The sequence below is a fragment of the Wolbachia endosymbiont (group A) of Opomyza germinationis genome, assembly GCF_964264765.1.
Taxonomy (GTDB): Bacteria; Pseudomonadota; Alphaproteobacteria; order Rickettsiales; family Anaplasmataceae; genus Wolbachia; species Wolbachia pipientis.
Map to the genome: position 1 here is coordinate 1,252,813 of NZ_OZ183482.1, position 15,096 is coordinate 1,267,908.

15 protein-coding genes and 1 pseudogene are annotated in these 15,096 nt (G+C 35.9%); 10 read left to right on the forward strand and 6 right to left on the reverse strand.

Annotated elements, in window-relative coordinates; translation table 11 throughout:
- Positions 1-29: 29 nt before the first annotated feature.
- The 6 genes from ACFEL3_RS06245 (at position 30) to ACFEL3_RS06270 (ending at position 6,198) form a co-directional block, all read left to right on the forward strand.
- A complete protein-coding gene (locus ACFEL3_RS06245) occupies positions 30-542 on the forward strand; it encodes a hypothetical protein (protein WP_022626376.1) in 513 nt (170 codons plus the stop codon).
- Between the two features lie 50 nt (positions 543-592).
- A complete protein-coding gene (locus tag ACFEL3_RS06250) occupies positions 593-733 on the forward strand; it encodes a hypothetical protein (RefSeq protein ID WP_010962923.1) in 141 nt (46 codons plus the stop codon).
- Between the two features lie 425 nt (positions 734-1,158).
- Entirely contained in the window at positions 1,159-3,954 is a 2,796-nt protein-coding gene (uvrA, locus tag ACFEL3_RS06255; RefSeq protein ID WP_265017990.1) for an excinuclease ABC subunit UvrA, read from the forward strand.
- A gap of 54 nt (positions 3,955-4,008) precedes the next feature.
- Positions 4,009-4,323, forward strand: a complete 315-nt coding sequence (locus ACFEL3_RS06260; RefSeq protein ID WP_010082388.1) for a hypothetical protein — start codon at positions 4,009-4,011, stop codon at positions 4,321-4,323.
- Between the two features lie 227 nt (positions 4,324-4,550).
- Positions 4,551-5,276: a ComF family protein gene (locus ACFEL3_RS06265; protein WP_208571762.1), complete on the forward strand. Its 726-nt coding sequence runs from the start codon at positions 4,551-4,553 to the stop codon at positions 5,274-5,276.
- A 67-nt stretch (positions 5,277-5,343) separates the two neighbouring features.
- Positions 5,344-6,198 carry an ankyrin repeat domain-containing protein gene (locus ACFEL3_RS06270; RefSeq protein WP_182282677.1) on the forward strand — a complete coding sequence of 285 codons (855 nt, stop codon included), beginning with the start codon at positions 5,344-5,346 and terminating at the stop codon, positions 6,196-6,198.
- Between the two features lies 1 nt (position 6,199).
- On the opposite strand, the gene ACFEL3_RS06275 is transcribed toward ACFEL3_RS06270, so the two are convergent.
- The 5 genes and pseudogenes from ACFEL3_RS06275 to ACFEL3_RS06295 form a co-directional block, all read right to left on the reverse strand.
- The gene (locus tag ACFEL3_RS06275) at positions 6,200-7,774 is read right to left on the reverse strand and encodes a UDP-N-acetylmuramoyl-L-alanyl-D-glutamate--2,6-diaminopimelate ligase (protein WP_070356941.1); all 1,575 of its coding nucleotides are present in this window, start codon (positions 7,772-7,774) and stop codon (positions 6,200-6,202) included.
- A pseudogene (gene metC, locus ACFEL3_RS06280) lies at positions 7,749-8,982 on the reverse strand (cystathionine beta-lyase). The gene ACFEL3_RS06275 and the pseudogene metC overlap by 26 nt, the downstream one beginning before the upstream one ends.
- A gap of 7 nt (positions 8,983-8,989) precedes the next feature.
- Positions 8,990-9,274, reverse strand: a complete 285-nt coding sequence (locus tag ACFEL3_RS06285; RefSeq protein WP_010962929.1) for a BolA family protein — start codon at positions 9,272-9,274, stop codon at positions 8,990-8,992.
- 79 nt (positions 9,275-9,353) lie between these two features.
- Entirely contained in the window at positions 9,354-11,276 is a 1,923-nt protein-coding gene (gene dnaK, locus ACFEL3_RS06290) for a molecular chaperone DnaK (RefSeq protein WP_010962930.1), read from the reverse strand.
- An 86-nt stretch (positions 11,277-11,362) separates the two neighbouring features.
- The gene (locus ACFEL3_RS06295; RefSeq protein WP_265039585.1) at positions 11,363-13,126 is read right to left on the reverse strand and encodes a ribonuclease E/G; all 1,764 of its coding nucleotides are present in this window, start codon (positions 13,124-13,126) and stop codon (positions 11,363-11,365) included.
- A gap of 149 nt (positions 13,127-13,275) precedes the next feature.
- On the opposite strand from ACFEL3_RS06295, the gene rpmG reads away from it, so the two are divergent.
- Together rpmG and ACFEL3_RS06305 are read left to right on the forward strand one after the other, a co-directional pair.
- On the forward strand, positions 13,276-13,476 hold the full coding sequence (gene rpmG / locus ACFEL3_RS06300; RefSeq protein WP_010082633.1) for a 50S ribosomal protein L33: 201 nt from the start codon (positions 13,276-13,278) through the stop codon (positions 13,474-13,476).
- 25 nt (positions 13,477-13,501) lie between these two features.
- A complete protein-coding gene (locus ACFEL3_RS06305) occupies positions 13,502-13,777 on the forward strand; it encodes a helix-turn-helix domain-containing protein (protein ID WP_010082632.1) in 276 nt (91 codons plus the stop codon).
- Positions 13,778-13,965: 188 nt separating this feature from the next.
- Here ACFEL3_RS06305 and ACFEL3_RS06310 read toward each other — a convergent pair whose 3' ends face one another.
- Positions 13,966-14,256 (reverse strand): hypothetical protein, encoded by a 291-nt coding sequence (locus ACFEL3_RS06310; protein ID WP_233641017.1) that lies wholly within the window; start codon positions 14,254-14,256, stop codon positions 13,966-13,968.
- On the opposite strand from ACFEL3_RS06310, the gene ACFEL3_RS06315 reads away from it, so the two are divergent.
- Positions 14,176-14,382, forward strand: coding sequence for a transposase (locus ACFEL3_RS06315; RefSeq protein WP_233641170.1), 207 nt, complete (start codon positions 14,176-14,178; stop codon positions 14,380-14,382). The genes ACFEL3_RS06310 and ACFEL3_RS06315 overlap by 81 nt on opposite strands.
- Positions 14,383-14,521: 139 nt before the next feature.
- Entirely contained in the window at positions 14,522-14,995 is a 474-nt protein-coding gene (locus ACFEL3_RS06320) for a transposase (RefSeq protein WP_250296353.1), read from the forward strand.
- Positions 14,996-15,096 lie beyond the last annotated feature (101 nt).

Here is a 15,096-nt window from a genome sequence, read left to right on the forward strand (position 1 = left end):
TGTATGTTATTAATTTTGGGTAGGTAATTATGTCTATTTTATCGATACTCCTGTTTATCAGTCTTTCTTTACTCAACACTTCAAATAAATTGATGATATGTGCTGCCTTATTTGTGGGAGCTGCTTTAGTTGTAAATTCAATGGTTGAATTTTATGGCAGAAGCAAAGCTACGTACAACTTAATAGTGTGTACAGCGCTATGTTGTGTTTTTAAATGGCAAAGTTTTAATTTGATGATATTGATTTCATATACTGCAATTTTAGTATCTCTTCTCTCAAGCATAATTATTTTTGAAAAATTGAAGTCCAAGTTGAATTTTCATATGGCAAATTTCATTACTTTAATTATAGCATCAGTGGTTGATAGTGCCGTTGTATGTGTTGGATTACTATACAAATTTTCTGCAGGTAAATGCCTATCAATATATACTAGAGACTTAATTTTTAAGTTTTCTTATGCGTCAGTATTGAGCATCTGTTTGTTTGTAGGAATGTATTTATTTTGCTTGGCAAACAAGAAGTATTTTAAGATTTCCACATAACCTGTTTTCTGATATAGCTAAACTGACTTTGGGTCCTAGGGGTGTATTTGGTGCGTAACAACAGTTTAGAATTTATAGGTAGCCTAAACCCACAACTGTACAAACATTATGATTTGAGCCTATCAGGGGGGTGTCATTCCAGTCTGGAATCCAGAAAAAAGAATGGTGTCATCCCAGTGCTTGACACATAGCTGTACGAACATTCATTTTTGAAGGTAAATTGCACAGCAAATGGTGTCATTCCAGTCTGGAATCCAGAAATTTTGCTTATAACTGAGCTGATGAGCTAAAGGTAGTTGTCTTACGCTAAAACAAACGTTTTTAATTAAGTTGCATAGAACCAGTGTCTGGGCACTGGCCCACTGGTGGGAATTGCTCCTAAACTACAACGTTCGTACAGCTATGTGCTTGACACTGGGATGACATCATAGGGGCACTGGCCTACTTAACCGTCATACCGTCGCGGTATCTCAGCCGCTAACAAGTAGCGGAATGACGATTTATCAAACGCTGCCTAATTTTCCGTAACAGTTGAAAAAATCAATAGAAAATCAATATATCACTATAAATTCACGTATTTTGAGGCTATAATGGTTAATACGTTATATGGTATAATATGGACGATTTTATCAGAGTTAAGGGCGCAAGGGAACATAATCTGCAAGGTGTAGACGTCAATATACCGAAAAATAAGCTAGTTGTTATAACTGGGCTAAGTGGTTCTGGCAAGTCTAGCCTTGCATTTGATACGATTTATGCAGAAGGCCAACGCCGGTACGTTGAAAGCCTGTCAGCTTACGCGCGTCAATTTCTCAACATTCAGGATAAACCAGATGTTGAGTCGATTACAGGTCTCTCTCCTGCAATATCTATCAACCAGAAATCGATCTCAAAAAATCCAAGGTCAACAGTTGGAACTGTTACCGAAATTTACGATTACTTGCGCTTAGTATATGCACGAATAGGAGTTCCTTATTCACCTGCAACTGGATTACCAATAACAAAACAAACGGTGTCTCAAATTGTAGACACTATAATTGCGTTACCTTTAGAAACTAAGATATATATACTTGCCCCTGTTGTGCGTGGTAGAAAGGGAGAACATCTTAAAGAGATATTGGAAATTAAAAGACAAGGTTACGTAAGGTTCAAAATAGATGGTGAAGTGTACAATGTAGATGACTTCCCTAAACTCGATAAGAACAAGAAACACGACGTTTTTGTGGTTGCAGATAGAATATCAATATTGGGCGATATAGGAAATCGACTGCCAAGTAGTATAGAATCCGCACTAAAACTTGGTAATGGTCTAATGTATGTAGAAATAGTAAACCTACCTGACAACCATAATTCCGAGTATAAAAATGGTCGAATTCTGACTTTTTCAGAGAATTTTGCATGCCCCGAGTCTGGTTTCACTCTTGAGGAAATAGAACCAAGATTATTTTCTTTTAACAGCCCTTACGGTGCATGTGGTTCGTGTAATGGGCTTGGTAAAAAACTAAGTGTTGATATAAAGCTAATAGTACCGGATGAAACTCTTTCAATATCTGAGGGTGCTTTAAAGCCAGTGGGATCAATGTTCCGCCAAGTGCACACAGGTTATGGATTTCTAAAAAGTGCAATTCTATCACTGGCTGAAAACTACAAATTTAACCTTGATATTCCGTGGAAGAACATAGATCAAGAAGTAAAAGATATGATACTCTTTGGCTCTAATAAATTTCAAGGTTTGATCAGTATCTTGGAGAACCAGATGGATTATGATGAAACACTTGTTGAGCGATATTGCTCTGTCACTCACTGCAGAGAATGCACTGGCTATAGATTGAGAAAAGAAGCGCTTACAGTAAAAATTGATAGCAAACATATAGGTGAAATATCAGGGCTTAGTATCGATGAATCCCTTAAGTGGTTTGAAAATTTGCCAGACAAGCTCACAGAACAACAGAAGCAAATCTCAAATAAAATACTAAGTGAAATAATCAAGAGGCTAACATTTTTAAAGAATGTAGGGTTGAATTACCTAACGCTTGATCGAGAATCTAGCACTCTCTCTGGCGGTGAGAGTCAGAGGATCAGACTTGCTTCGCAAATTGGCTCAGGATTAACGGGGGTTTTATATGTTCTTGATGAACCCTCGATTGGCCTTCATCAATGTGATAATGATCGGTTAATTGCCACACTAAAAAACTTAAGAGACATGGGTAACACTGTAATCGTTGTTGAGCATGATGAAGATACAATAATGGCTGCTGATTATGCGATTGATATTGGTCCTGGAGCTGGCGTAAATGGTGGAAAAGTTGTTGCAGAAGGAACACCAGACCAGGTGCAAAGAAATTCAGGGAGCATAACAGGGCAATATTTGAGTGGAGAGAAAAAAATTTTAATTCCAAGGAGAAGAAAGCAAGCAACTCAGTTCATAAAAGTAATAAATGCATGTGAAAATAACTTAAAAAATGTAAACGTTAAATTTCCTATAGGGAATCTTATTTGTGTTACTGGAATATCAGGAGGGGGAAAATCAAGTTTAGTCATAGAAACGTTATATAAATATTCAGCACATAAGATACATCATTCGTCTGCAAGGTATGGTCAGTGTGATAGAATAGAAGGCCTTGAATATATAGATAAAGTTATAGAAGTTGATCAGTCGCCAATTGGTAGAACTCCTGCGTCAAATCCAGCAACATATGTTGGTATGTTCACTCATATAAGAAATTGGTTTGCAGGTCTTTCGGAGTCAAAAGCAAGGGGATATAATATAGGCCGGTTTTCATTTAATACCAGAGGGGGAAGGTGTGAGGCTTGTAAAGGTGATGGGCACTTAAAGATAGAGATGCATTTTCTACCGGACGTTTATGTGAAGTGTGAGCAATGTAAAGGGCGAAGGTATAATCGGGAAACATTGGAAGTTACTTATAAAGAAAAATCAATCTCTGATGTGCTTGATATGACGATAGATCAGGCTTGTGATTTTTTTGAAAACCTTCCAATGGTAAAAGAAAAGTTGGTTTCTTTGCAGGAAGTAGGGCTTGGCTATATAAAACTCGGACAGTCGTCAACAACGTTGTCTGGGGGTGAAGCACAACGAATAAAGCTGTCCAAAGAGCTATCAAAACGATTTACCGGAAGAACATTGTATATTCTTGATGAGCCAACAACTGGATTACACTTTGAAGATATAAATAACTTACTAAAAATACTCCATAGATTAGTCAATCTGGGAAACACTGTTATAGTTATCGAGCACAATTTGCACGTTATAAAAACTGCAGATTATATAATAGACATCGGACCAGAGGGCGGAATAAAAGGCGGAGAAGTGATTGCTACTGGAACTCCAGAAGAAGTGGTAAAAATTCCAGAAAGTGTTACAGGCAGGTATCTTAAAACGTATTTATTATAAACTATTTCTTAATTATATTAGGCTAGGTTGCATATTTATGATTTGGAGATAAGAATGTCAGTATATCGATACTTTAGAAGGTACGTTGAATATGGAGTTGTACCTGCTAAGAAAGCAGAAGATAACACACTAGTTCCAGAAAATAGTTTCTATAAATCTGTACGTTACGTTGATAATGTGCTAGGACCTGTGAAAGATGTAATTTGTGGAGTTGAGAGTAAAGACAATTATAACAAGTATTATCAAGATAATGATAAACGTGGGTCACAGGGCAGAGAAAGTGTATTCATTGTGTGCACTTGGTGCTATTTTAGCAGCCAACATAATATTGCAACCTTTATGTTTGATACTATAACTAAAGTGACTTAGGTTTACCGACGATTTGATAAACGACAAATTCGTCATCCCGCTGCTTGTTAGCGGGATCTAGAGATACCGCGGCGGTATGAAGTAGGAAAACCTGACTTGCACTAGCTACAGCACCCAGCAGTGGCTCAGTTTGAACTATATTGAAATGGAATAAAAAGTGAAAGAGTGTAAGCTTAAGTTACTTTAGCTATACTATATAAATTATTTTATAATATATTTAATGAGTTGTGAACCTTCTCTTACTAAAAAAAGCTACAAATCTCATATTTCCAAGCGTATGCGTAAGTTGCGAATGTATCATTGATGAAAATCTTAATCTGTGTAGTGAATGCAACAAAAAAATCAATTTTCTAACTAAGCATTACTGCAATGTTTGTGGCGTAGTAATCTCAGACAATATTTATACGTGTGGTAAGTGCATCATCAATCCTCCACCGTTTAAAGTATTAAGATCAGTTTTTGCTTATGATCAACATAGTAGAAACATGATTATAAATTTCAAATTTTTTGATAATTTGAATTACGTAAAAATCTATGCAAAGTGGATACACCAAGCTAATCAGGATACATTTCAGAACGCAGAGATCATAATCCCTATACCGTTACATAAAATGCGCTTGTTTAAACGTAAATATAATCAAGCAGCACTGCTTGCAAAAGAATTGAGTAAGTTGTCCAATTTATCCTATACGCCATTTGCAATAAAACGCCTTCGCCATACTGCGCCTCAAGCTGGTCTTTCACTTAAACAGCGTGAAAAAAATTTAAAGAAGGCTTTTAAAACAAGCAACAAGAAAATTATCGAAAATAAAATCGTGATATTAGTTGATGATGTGGTAACAACCGGAGCAACTGTAAGATCTTGCTCTCAGGAAATTTTAAACTCCGGTGCAAAAGAAGTGAGAGTGCTATCACTTGCAAGAACGGTGAATGATTGTGAGGCTATTACATAAAATCTTGGCTTGCTTTTACTATATCCATAAAATTATAATTTATAGTTGAATAGTTGTTGGGGAGCGTATGAGTATAAAAGAGCAAGAAATTGATGCTATATTCCAAGAAATAGAGCAAGAATCAAAAGAAAGTGACATAATTGAAGAAATTAAGCAAAAGCTGCTCGCATGTAACCAAGATACATACAATCAGTGGAAAAGACTTAATTTTCACATAGATCATTTATTTGAAATACGGCAAGAGATTACCCATGCTTCTAGGTATTATACTACTGCGTTAAACATTGCTGCTCATAAAGGCTTAGTAAAAACAGTAAGACGTCTACTGGAGAAAGGTGCAGAGGTTAGTACACGCGATGGTGGTGGACACACTGCTCTGCATTGTGCCGCTAGCAGCGGTAATACGGAAATAATAGAATTACTACTGGAGCAAGGAGCACATATTCACTCATGTTCTAAACTTGGCTCAACACCGCTGCATTTTGCTGCTACTAATAATCATATAAATGCAGTGAGGTGCCTGTTAAATAAAGGAGCTAGTCCTTTAGCACTAGATAATAATAATTCCATTCCCAGTATGTTTGCTACAGACAAAGAGGTGATTGCTGTCTTGGAGAAAGCAGAAGAAGAGAAGCATAAGGAAAATGCTGCTGCTTTAAAGAAAGCAGAAGAAGAAAAACATAAGAGAGAAATGGAATGTAAGAAAAAAAGGCAAGCAAAAATGATTGCTGTAGGTGGTATTGCAACTGCATTGATAGTGGCGGGTATTGGATACATTGTTGAATTACCTATACTAGTAACTATTGGTATATCTGTATCCATTGCATTAGTATCTGTTTGCATTGCGTACGTAATGTCAAAACCTAACACTAAAATGGAAGGAACAGAGAGCTCTGTACAGGAAATTGGTCAGAGTATATAGGTCAAGATAAAACTTTACTTTTAATAACCTCAACATCACTAAACTCAAAGGTTTGATTCCCTATGATTTGAAATTTCTCATGTCCTTTTCCTGCAACCAGCAGAATCATACCCTCGTTATAGGCAATATCTATGCCTTTTTCTATGGCTTCTTTCCTGTCCCCTATCTCCAGTGCACTAGGACAATATAGCAAAATATCGTGGCGAATTTTTGCAGGATCTTCATCACGCGGATTGTCATCTGTGATTATTACTTTGTCTGCATACATTTGTGCTATTTTACCCATTTCTGAACGCTTCTTCCGATCACGATTGCCACCGCATCCAAAAACTAGGACTATTTTTTTGTTGAAGTGCCATTTTAAAGACAACAGGGCTTGTTTAAGCGCACTTGGAGTGTGTGCGTAATCCACGAATGCAAAAGGTTTAACTTTTTCCATTCTTCCTGGTGGAGAAACGAGTTTACCTATAGATATTTCTCTGTAATTCAGTCCAGACGAGGTAACTATACCAATTGCACACAACAGATTATATGCTTGAAATTGCCCCAAAACTGGAAAAAACATGTTATAAATTTCATCGCCAATTTTAATTGTAAGGTATTGACCATTAGGGGTTGGTGTTTGCTCTAATAAAGTAATATCAGAACCTGTTTTTCCATAGGTGATAACTTTGTTGCTGCGTTTTTCAGCTATTTTAAGCAATGCATGGTACTCATTTATATCCGCATTTAAAATTACTGTTTCTCCCTCTGGTAGTACCTCATAAAATAACCTTTTCTTAGCCTCAAAATACTCATCGATACTCTTATGATAGTCCAAATGATCTTGCGAGAAATTAGTAAAAGCTGCAGCAGTGAACCTAAGTCCATGAATTCTGTATTGGTCAATTCCATGGCTTGAAGCCTCTAATGCTAATTGTTCTACGTTCTTACTATTTATACCACATAATGTGGAATAAAGGTCATCTGCGCCTGGAGTGGTAAGATTATCGCTATTATCTTCTCTGTCATTATTGATGCATGTTCCAAGTGTTCCAATAGACGCAGCATTATAGCCAGAGTTTTGCCAGATCTGGCGGCAAAATTCTACTACTGAAGTTTTACCATTTGTACCAGTTACAGCAGCAACATATTTGGGCTGTTTGAATTGATAAAACCTGCTGACTATTTCTCTGTATATTTCTTGAGGGTTTGGGTGGTCAAGCACTGCAAAACTCGGAGTATTTGTCATGCAAGTAGCTGACACTGGAATCCAGTTTTTATTATGCAATTGCTTAGTGTGTTCATTTGCAATTAAATTTTCTGGATCCAAGTAGTCAAGCACTGGGATGACATCTTTTTTGGTTCCTTGTATGACAACGTCTACACAGTCGTGTGCGTGATACTGGGATTCAGTAGGAAAAATCTGGATACATGCTGGTTTTCTAGATTCCAGCGTCACGCGCTGGAATGACACCGCAGACACACAAACAAAAAGATAACCTTCCTTTACTCTATTGGGATTACATGTAACGCCCTTGATTTCAATATCAAAGTTAACATCAATAATGTTATGCAGTAATTCTCTCAGTTTCATCTGCCAGTTTTAGTGTTCAAACATGGCAACCTTGCTAGTGCAGCATTTAAATCAGAGATTAAATCTTCAGGATCTTCCAGTCCACAAAATATCCGTATAAAACTTCCACCATAATCTGAATTCATTACAGATCTTGACATAGATCTACGATCTATTGGTAATATCAAACTGTCGCATCCTCCCCAAGAAGCACCGATACCAAAAATTTTCATGTGATCAACCATGCAGCTTAGTTCTTCACATGAATATTCTCTATCTAGTGCTATACTGAATGTGCCGCTTGCTCCTTTGAAGTAACTTTTCCATAATTCGTGTTGAGGATGGGAGGGAAGTGCTGGATACAAAACTTTTTTGATTTTTGAATGTTTTTCTAGCCACTTTGCCACTTCCATTGCTGTATTTTGGTGCCTTTTCATACGTGTGTACAATGTTCTAAGTCCCCTATGTGCAAGGTAGCAGTCGTGCGATTGAATGGTTACCCCATAATTTTTATAGCTCTCATAAAGCAATTTAAAAATTTCACCTTCAGCAATAATAGCCCCCATCACTAAATCTGAGTGACCGGCTAGATACTTTGTCACCGCATATAGTGCAACATCAACTCCATAATCAAGCGGCTTAAATAACAAAGGAGTGGCCCATGAATTGTCACAAACGGTCACAATTTTATGTTCCTTAGCAACTTTTACTATATGCTCTATATTCGAAATCTCAAACGTTACAGAACCAGGAGTCTCGATCATTATCAATGAAGTATTACTCTGAATTAAATCAGTTATATCCTGTGTTGGATCATAAAAAGTTACTTCTGTTCCTCTTTTTGGTAGCTCATTTTCTGCAAACCTCCTAAGCCTATAATAACTATTATCTTGAATTAAAACGTGCGAGCCTGCTTTAGCGAAAGTTAGAATAGCAAAAGTAAGTGCAAATAGTCCGGAAGGATAAATAAGCGCTTGTCCACTCCCTTCAATTTCAGCCAGTGCATTTGAAAGATAATGAACAGTAGGAGTACCAACATTACTGTAGCTATAATCCCTTGCAACACCATCGTTGATTACATCGTATATACTTTCTCCATTTGCTGCATTTAAGTAGTCCTTGTAAGTAGGGAATAATATGGTAGAAGAATGATAAACTGGCGGGTTCATGGAACCTTTATAGTCATTAAATTTTCTTCCTGCTTTAACTAATATAGACTCTTCCTTCACATTTTTATTATTTATTTTTTAAATTGTACTCATCTTGCGTATACAAGTGAAGAGAAATTGCATGTATTAGCTCTATCTCACCCTTCAATAACTCATAAATCAACTTGTGTCTTTTTAGAACGCTCATTCCAATAAAGCCGTCAGATATTAATATTAATTTAATGTGCGAAGGTAATGTTGAAGATGAAGCAAAATAATGATCAGCATGCTTTGCTGATTCATCGATAATGTTGATATCAATTACATCTATCGAATCGCGTATCTTTTCTTCTATTGCCTTAATAATGTCCATAATGGTTTCTTTAAGCAACAATATGCTCCTCCTGTCATCTCAGTGTCAGCTACTCGGATGACAGGAAAAGTGATCACAATTATTTATTCTCTTCTTTATTATCTATGTCTTGATAATCAGAATCTACTACTTTTTCCTCTTTATCATTTGGATTTCCTTCTGATGAAAAGCCATTTTCAGCACTATTTTGTTGAGATGTTTGATACATAGCTTCTCCAAGTTTCATAGATAATTGAGAAAGATTAGTAACTTTCTGCTGTATTGAATCAGCGTCATCAATGTTATCAGATTTACTAACTTCTTTTAATTCGTTAACTGCATTTTCAATAGCAGATCTATCTTCTGGTGAAACTTTATCACCATACTCTGTCAGAGACTTTTCTGTAGAATGGACTAAGCTATCCGCTTGATTCTTCACTTCAATAAACTTTTTGCGCTTTTCATCTTCTTGCGCTTTTTCTTCAGCTTCTTTTACCATGCGATTTATTTCATTATCAGATAAACCACCTGAAGATTGAATGCGTATTTTTTGCTCTTTTCCAGTAGCTTTATCTTTTGCAGAAACGTGTGCTATTCCATTTGCATCTATATCAAATGTCACTTCAATTTGTGGCCTTCCGCGCGGAGCAGGAGGTATCCCTTCCAAACTAAACTGACCGAGTAGCTTATTATCAACTGCCAGTTTTCTTTCACCCTGATGCACCTTAATTGTAACAGCTGTTTGGTTATCTTCTGCAGTTGAAAACACCTGAGATTTTTTAGTAGGAATTGTAGTATTACGCTCAATAAGTGGAGTGAATACTCCTCCTAGAGTTTCAATACCAAGAGAAAGTGGGGTCACATCAAGTAGTAACACATCTCTTACATCACCTTGAATGATCCCCGCCTGTATTGCAGCTCCAATTGCTACAACTTCATCAGGGTTAACTCCTCTATGTGGATCTTTGCCAAAGAATTCTTTAACTTTCTCTATGACTTTTGGCATACGAGTCATGCCACCAACAAGAACCACTTCGCCAATTTGACTAGCAGATAAACCAGCATCCTCAAGAGCTTTTTTACAAGGAGCCATAGTTCTTTCGATTAAATCATTCACTAAGCTTTCAAGTTTTGCTCTCGTTAATTTCATATTTAAGTGTTTTGGACCACTTGCATCAGCTGTAATAAACGGTAGATTTATTTCCGTTTCCATTGCACTTGATAATTCAATTTTCGCTTTTTCAGCAGCTTCTTTGATTCTTTGCATAGCCATTGGATCATTTTTCAAATCAATGCCATTACTTTTCTTGAATTCATCTAGTAAATAACTCACTACTCCATTATCAAAGTCTTCACCTCCAAGATGGGTATCACCGTTTGTTGCTTTCACTTCGAAAACTCCATCACCTATTTCAAGTATTGAAACGTCAAATGTACCACCACCAAGGTCATATACTACTATTGTGTGCCCATGTTTCTTATCAAGACCATAAGCAAGTGCTGCAGCAGTCGGTTCATTTACTATTCTGAGTACATTTAATCCGGCAATTTTTCCTGCATCTTTTGTTGCTTGACGTTGAGAGTCGTTGAAGTATGCTGGCACTGTTATCACAGCATCTTTTACTTCCTCTCCAAGATAAGCTTCTGCTGCCTCTTTCATGTTTTGTAGTATAAATGCACCAATTTGACTAGGAGAATATTCTTTATTATCAGTTGTTTTAACCCATGCATCACCACTTTTTGCTGCAAATACTTTGTATGGTACACTTAGATTTTTCATCTCAGGATCACTATATTGACGGCCTATTAATCTCTTAGTAGCAAAAAAGGTATTACTTGCATTGGTGGTTGCTTGCCTTTTTGCTGGAGCACCAATCAACCTTTCTCCTGAAGAAGTCAATGCAACTATAGATGGAGTAGTTCTTGCCCCTTCTTTATTTTCTATTACCTTTGTATCCTTGCCCTGCATTATTGCAACACAAGAATTTGTTGTTCCGAGATCTATGCCTATTGCTCTTCCCATAATGAGTACCCCATTGTAAATATTATCTGATATAAGAATATATAAGTATAGGGCTCATTAATTACAAGCCCAATTTAGGTTTCTAATTAGTTATTAGAACTTAAAAGGCGCGAAAGCCACTTAGTCAGCCAAAAATTGCCTCGTAGTTTATTTGAATTATCAGCTTCTTCATTGCTGCTATCCCCAATTTGGTATCCAGAGTTCTGTAATGGCTTATAACCGTTTAAATTAACATCATCTCCTTGTTTTAAAACAAATGTATTTACATCTAAACTGTTATCAATACTAACGTTCAATATAATATTAAACTCTTTTTCGATTGTAGAAACTGTATTGCGTTTGTTATTAAAAATGTGCGCTATAACTGCACTGTGTGCTACTAAATCAAAAGACTTATTTCGATTCTTGTTAGCAATATGTTGTAAATCCCTTAGTATTGATGAAACAATTACTTCGTTTGATTTTACTCTTCCAGTACCTTTGCAGTGTAAACACTCTGTAGTATTAATTTCTTGTATGTTTGGTTTAATTCTTTGCCTTGAAAATACCATTAAACCAAAGTCATTTATGTAGCTAAATTGAACTTTAGCTTTATCATCTTTAAACGCTTGCTTTATAGCAGACTCAACAGCTCTGCAATACTGATATTTCAACATATCAATAAAATCGACTACTATTAATCCTGATAGGCCCCTAAGATTCACCTGTCTTGATATTTCAGGTACTGCTTCCATGTTGGTTCTATAAGCTGTTTCTTCTATGCTATCTTCTCCTGTCATCTTTCCTGAATTTACGTCTATTGAAACAAACGCCTCAGTTAAAGTTATTATCAAAGACCCACCAGATGGCAATTCTACTCTATTGCTATATAACTCAGAAATTTGATCTTCGATTCCGTAGTAAGTAAAGATCGGAGCATAACCTCTATACAATCTATAGCGCAACTTACTACCTTTTAGTGCATTGTTAGCATATTGCCTAACTGCCTCAAAAGCTTCCTTTCCAGACACTATAACTTCTATACCATCGCTACAAAAATCACGAACAGATCTCATAATTACATCTGCTTCATTGTAAATTAATGATGGAACGTTTACAGAGAAGGCATTTTTTTGAATGCTCTGCCATAATGAGGATAAGTAATTGTAATCCTGCTCAATTTCTTTCTTATTTTTTCCTGAACCAACAGTTCTTACTATTAAACCTGATCTTTTTGGCAAGTTTATTGAACTCAGTATCTCCTTTAACTGCTTTCTGACATTAGCATCTTCAATTCTGCGGGACACTCCACCTTTGCTCATGGAATTTGGCATGAAAACACAGTATCTACCCACTAAAGTTATGTATGTTGTAAATGAAGCTCCTTTATTGCCTCGTTCCTCTTTAGTTAGCTGGACCAATACTTTTTGATTTACTGAAATAACATCTTGTAATTTGTATTTTTTATATAAAGGTACCTCTCTTACAAAACCACTACCTGATCCGTTGACATTCTTACTAGCTGCAGAATCTGAAGAAACATTTGCTGAGGCTTCTTCTATACAATCGTCATTTGAGTAGCCCTCAAAGATAGTTTCCTTTTCTTTTTCTGGAATGTTGAAGTAATCTAGAGATATCTCGGAAAAAGACAAAAAACCTTGCTTATTTTTCCCATATTCAATAAATACGGCTTGCAAAGAAGGCTCTATACGCTTTATATAAGCAACGTATATATTACCTCTTAATTGTTTTTTTTCCTTGAATTCTTGTTCAAATTCTACAACCTTGTTATTAATTGACAAGGCAACTCTTACCTCATTAGAACAGATAGAATTTTCTATCAATAATACCCTTTTACCACTATTTGTCACTTATTTACCGTTTGCTTTTTATTCTGAAGTTAACTTTATGCTACTTAATGCACTGTTGATTGTCAAGGATTTTGCAATCTGCATTATTCGATTGACTTTTAGTATTTTGCGTAATAAACTCGCATAGAATTTATTATATCATTATAAGTATGGCGAAAAAAAATGCTTCTTTGCTCGTTAAGTTAGTCAGCACTGCAATCAAGATAACAAAAACTGGTGAAGAAAAATCAACTGGCTATTTTTATGTAAAAAAGCGTAATCCAAAAAAGCTCACCAAAAAACTGGAGTTTAGGAAGTATGACCCAGTAGTCAGAAGGCATGTGTTATTTAAAGAAGAAAAACTAAAGTAATTTTTTTATAAGGAATTTTATTATTATGCAAAATTTACAATTAAGTTATCCTATAATAGTAGAGTTGGGGGATGTGAAAGATACAAAACTGAAATTAATAAAGGTCATTGCACAATTAATAAGTAAGAAGTACACAACACAGAAAAAAGCAGCAAACGCTCTAAAGATTGATCAACCTAAAGTATCTCAAATCAATAGGTCAAAAATCGAAGGGTTCTCCTTAGAATACTTGCTTAACTTATTGATTGTATTGGGCCAAGACATAAACGTAAGAATAAAGCATAATTCTAAACCTGCATAATATGGTATCCGTTCAGCGGAGTGGCAAAATAAGGTAGACAAGATAAATCAATCTCGGTGTCAAGCACTGGGATGACAAGGTATAAACCTTATCGTCATGCCGCCGCGAACCGTCATACCGCGATTCATTCGCGGTATCTCTAGATCCCGCTAACAAGTAGCGGGATGACGGTTATCAGGCCAGCACCCCTACGATGTCATCCCAGTGCTTGACACTGGGATGGCTTTGTTGCATCGCTCAAGTGAAAAGAACTGGCAGTTACTGACAAAATTCATTATAAATAGCCATTTAACTGTTGAAGAAAAAATATGCCACAAAAAATGAGAGTCAGTAACTGCCATGAATATAACAAATTTCTCCAAGAAAGAGGAAGCATTTTTTGTTATATCAATGACGCCATAGAAAATTGGTACGAGAATTGTCCAAAAATGCAGGGCGGCAACTATATTTATAGTGATAAAGTTGTGATTTTGGTGCATATAATCGTCAGTTTCTTTAGAATTGGTTTAAGACAAACAGTCGGGTTTATAAAAGGGTATTTGCAACAAATAGGAAGAGATTTGCAGCTATTCACAAGCATCAAAAGAAACTTAATATTAAGATAAATGATTGCAGAAAATAATATGGAAGATATCGAAATTGCTATAGACAGTACAGGAATTAGTATATACAACAACACACAGCAAGGAAAATAGCACTGACAGAAAATATCGTGGCTATGAGCAAACGAGAAAATTGCACGTAATGTTGAATATAAACAACAAAAAAGCCATAGCTGTAAAATACAGTAACGGTGTCTACTCTGATCACTATGGAGCTTGTGATTTGCTAAAAGAAGTTGATTTTCAGCATGCCATAAAAGCACTATATGCAGATAGAGCATGTGATAGGCACAAGTTTTATAAGTTGTGTAACGAATATGATATAAAGACAAAAATTCCACCAATAAACAATGCGGCAGAACATCCAGAAATAGATTATATGTCTGACAGGAATGCTGCTATTAGGTTAATAAAATTATACGGTGAAGATGGCATGAAAGAATGGAAAAAAGAAGTAAATTATGGGAAAAGATCTTATATTGAAGGGTTTTTCTCAAGATTAAAGCAAATATTCGGATTTAGTTTTAGGAATAAATCTGAGATAAATCGAGAAAAAGAACTAAATGCTATTTGCTTAATAAATTCACTGATATTGGTATGGCTAAATTTGAGATAGTTACATGAATTTACCATAAATCACCATCTCATAAAGTGTGATGCAACAAAGCCCACTGGGATCCAGGAATTTTATTAAGTTAGTAAGCATAAAAGCAGCCA

Bases quoted from the DNA above. Each gene is read 5' to 3' on its own strand.
- ACFEL3_RS06245 (WP_022626376.1), top strand. From the start codon at position 30: ATGTCTATTTTATCGATACTCCTGTTTATCAGTCTTTCTTTACTCAAC.
- uvrA (WP_265017990.1), top strand. From the start codon at position 1,159: ATGGACGATTTTATCAGAGTTAAGGGCGCAAGGGAACATAATCTGCAA.
- ACFEL3_RS06260 (WP_010082388.1), top strand. From the start codon at position 4,009: ATGTCAGTATATCGATACTTTAGAAGGTACGTTGAATATGGAGTTGTA.
- ACFEL3_RS06270 (WP_182282677.1), top strand. From the start codon at position 5,344: ATGAGTATAAAAGAGCAAGAAATTGATGCTATATTCCAAGAAATAGAG.
- ACFEL3_RS06275 (WP_070356941.1), bottom strand. From the start codon at position 7,774: ATGAAACTGAGAGAATTACTGCATAACATTATTGATGTTAACTTTGAT.
- ACFEL3_RS06285 (WP_010962929.1), bottom strand. From the start codon at position 9,274: ATGGACATTATTAAGGCAATAGAAGAAAAGATACGCGATTCGATAGAT.
- dnaK (WP_010962930.1), bottom strand. From the start codon at position 11,276: ATGGGAAGAGCAATAGGCATAGATCTCGGAACAACAAATTCTTGTGTT.
- rpmG (WP_010082633.1), top strand. From the start codon at position 13,276: ATGGCGAAAAAAAATGCTTCTTTGCTCGTTAAGTTAGTCAGCACTGCA.
- ACFEL3_RS06305 (WP_010082632.1), top strand. From the start codon at position 13,502: ATGCAAAATTTACAATTAAGTTATCCTATAATAGTAGAGTTGGGGGAT.
- ACFEL3_RS06310 (WP_233641017.1), bottom strand. From the start codon at position 14,256: ATGCACCAAAATCACAACTTTATCACTATAAATATAGTTGCCGCCCTG.
- ACFEL3_RS06320 (WP_250296353.1), top strand. From the start codon at position 14,522: ATGTTGAATATAAACAACAAAAAAGCCATAGCTGTAAAATACAGTAAC.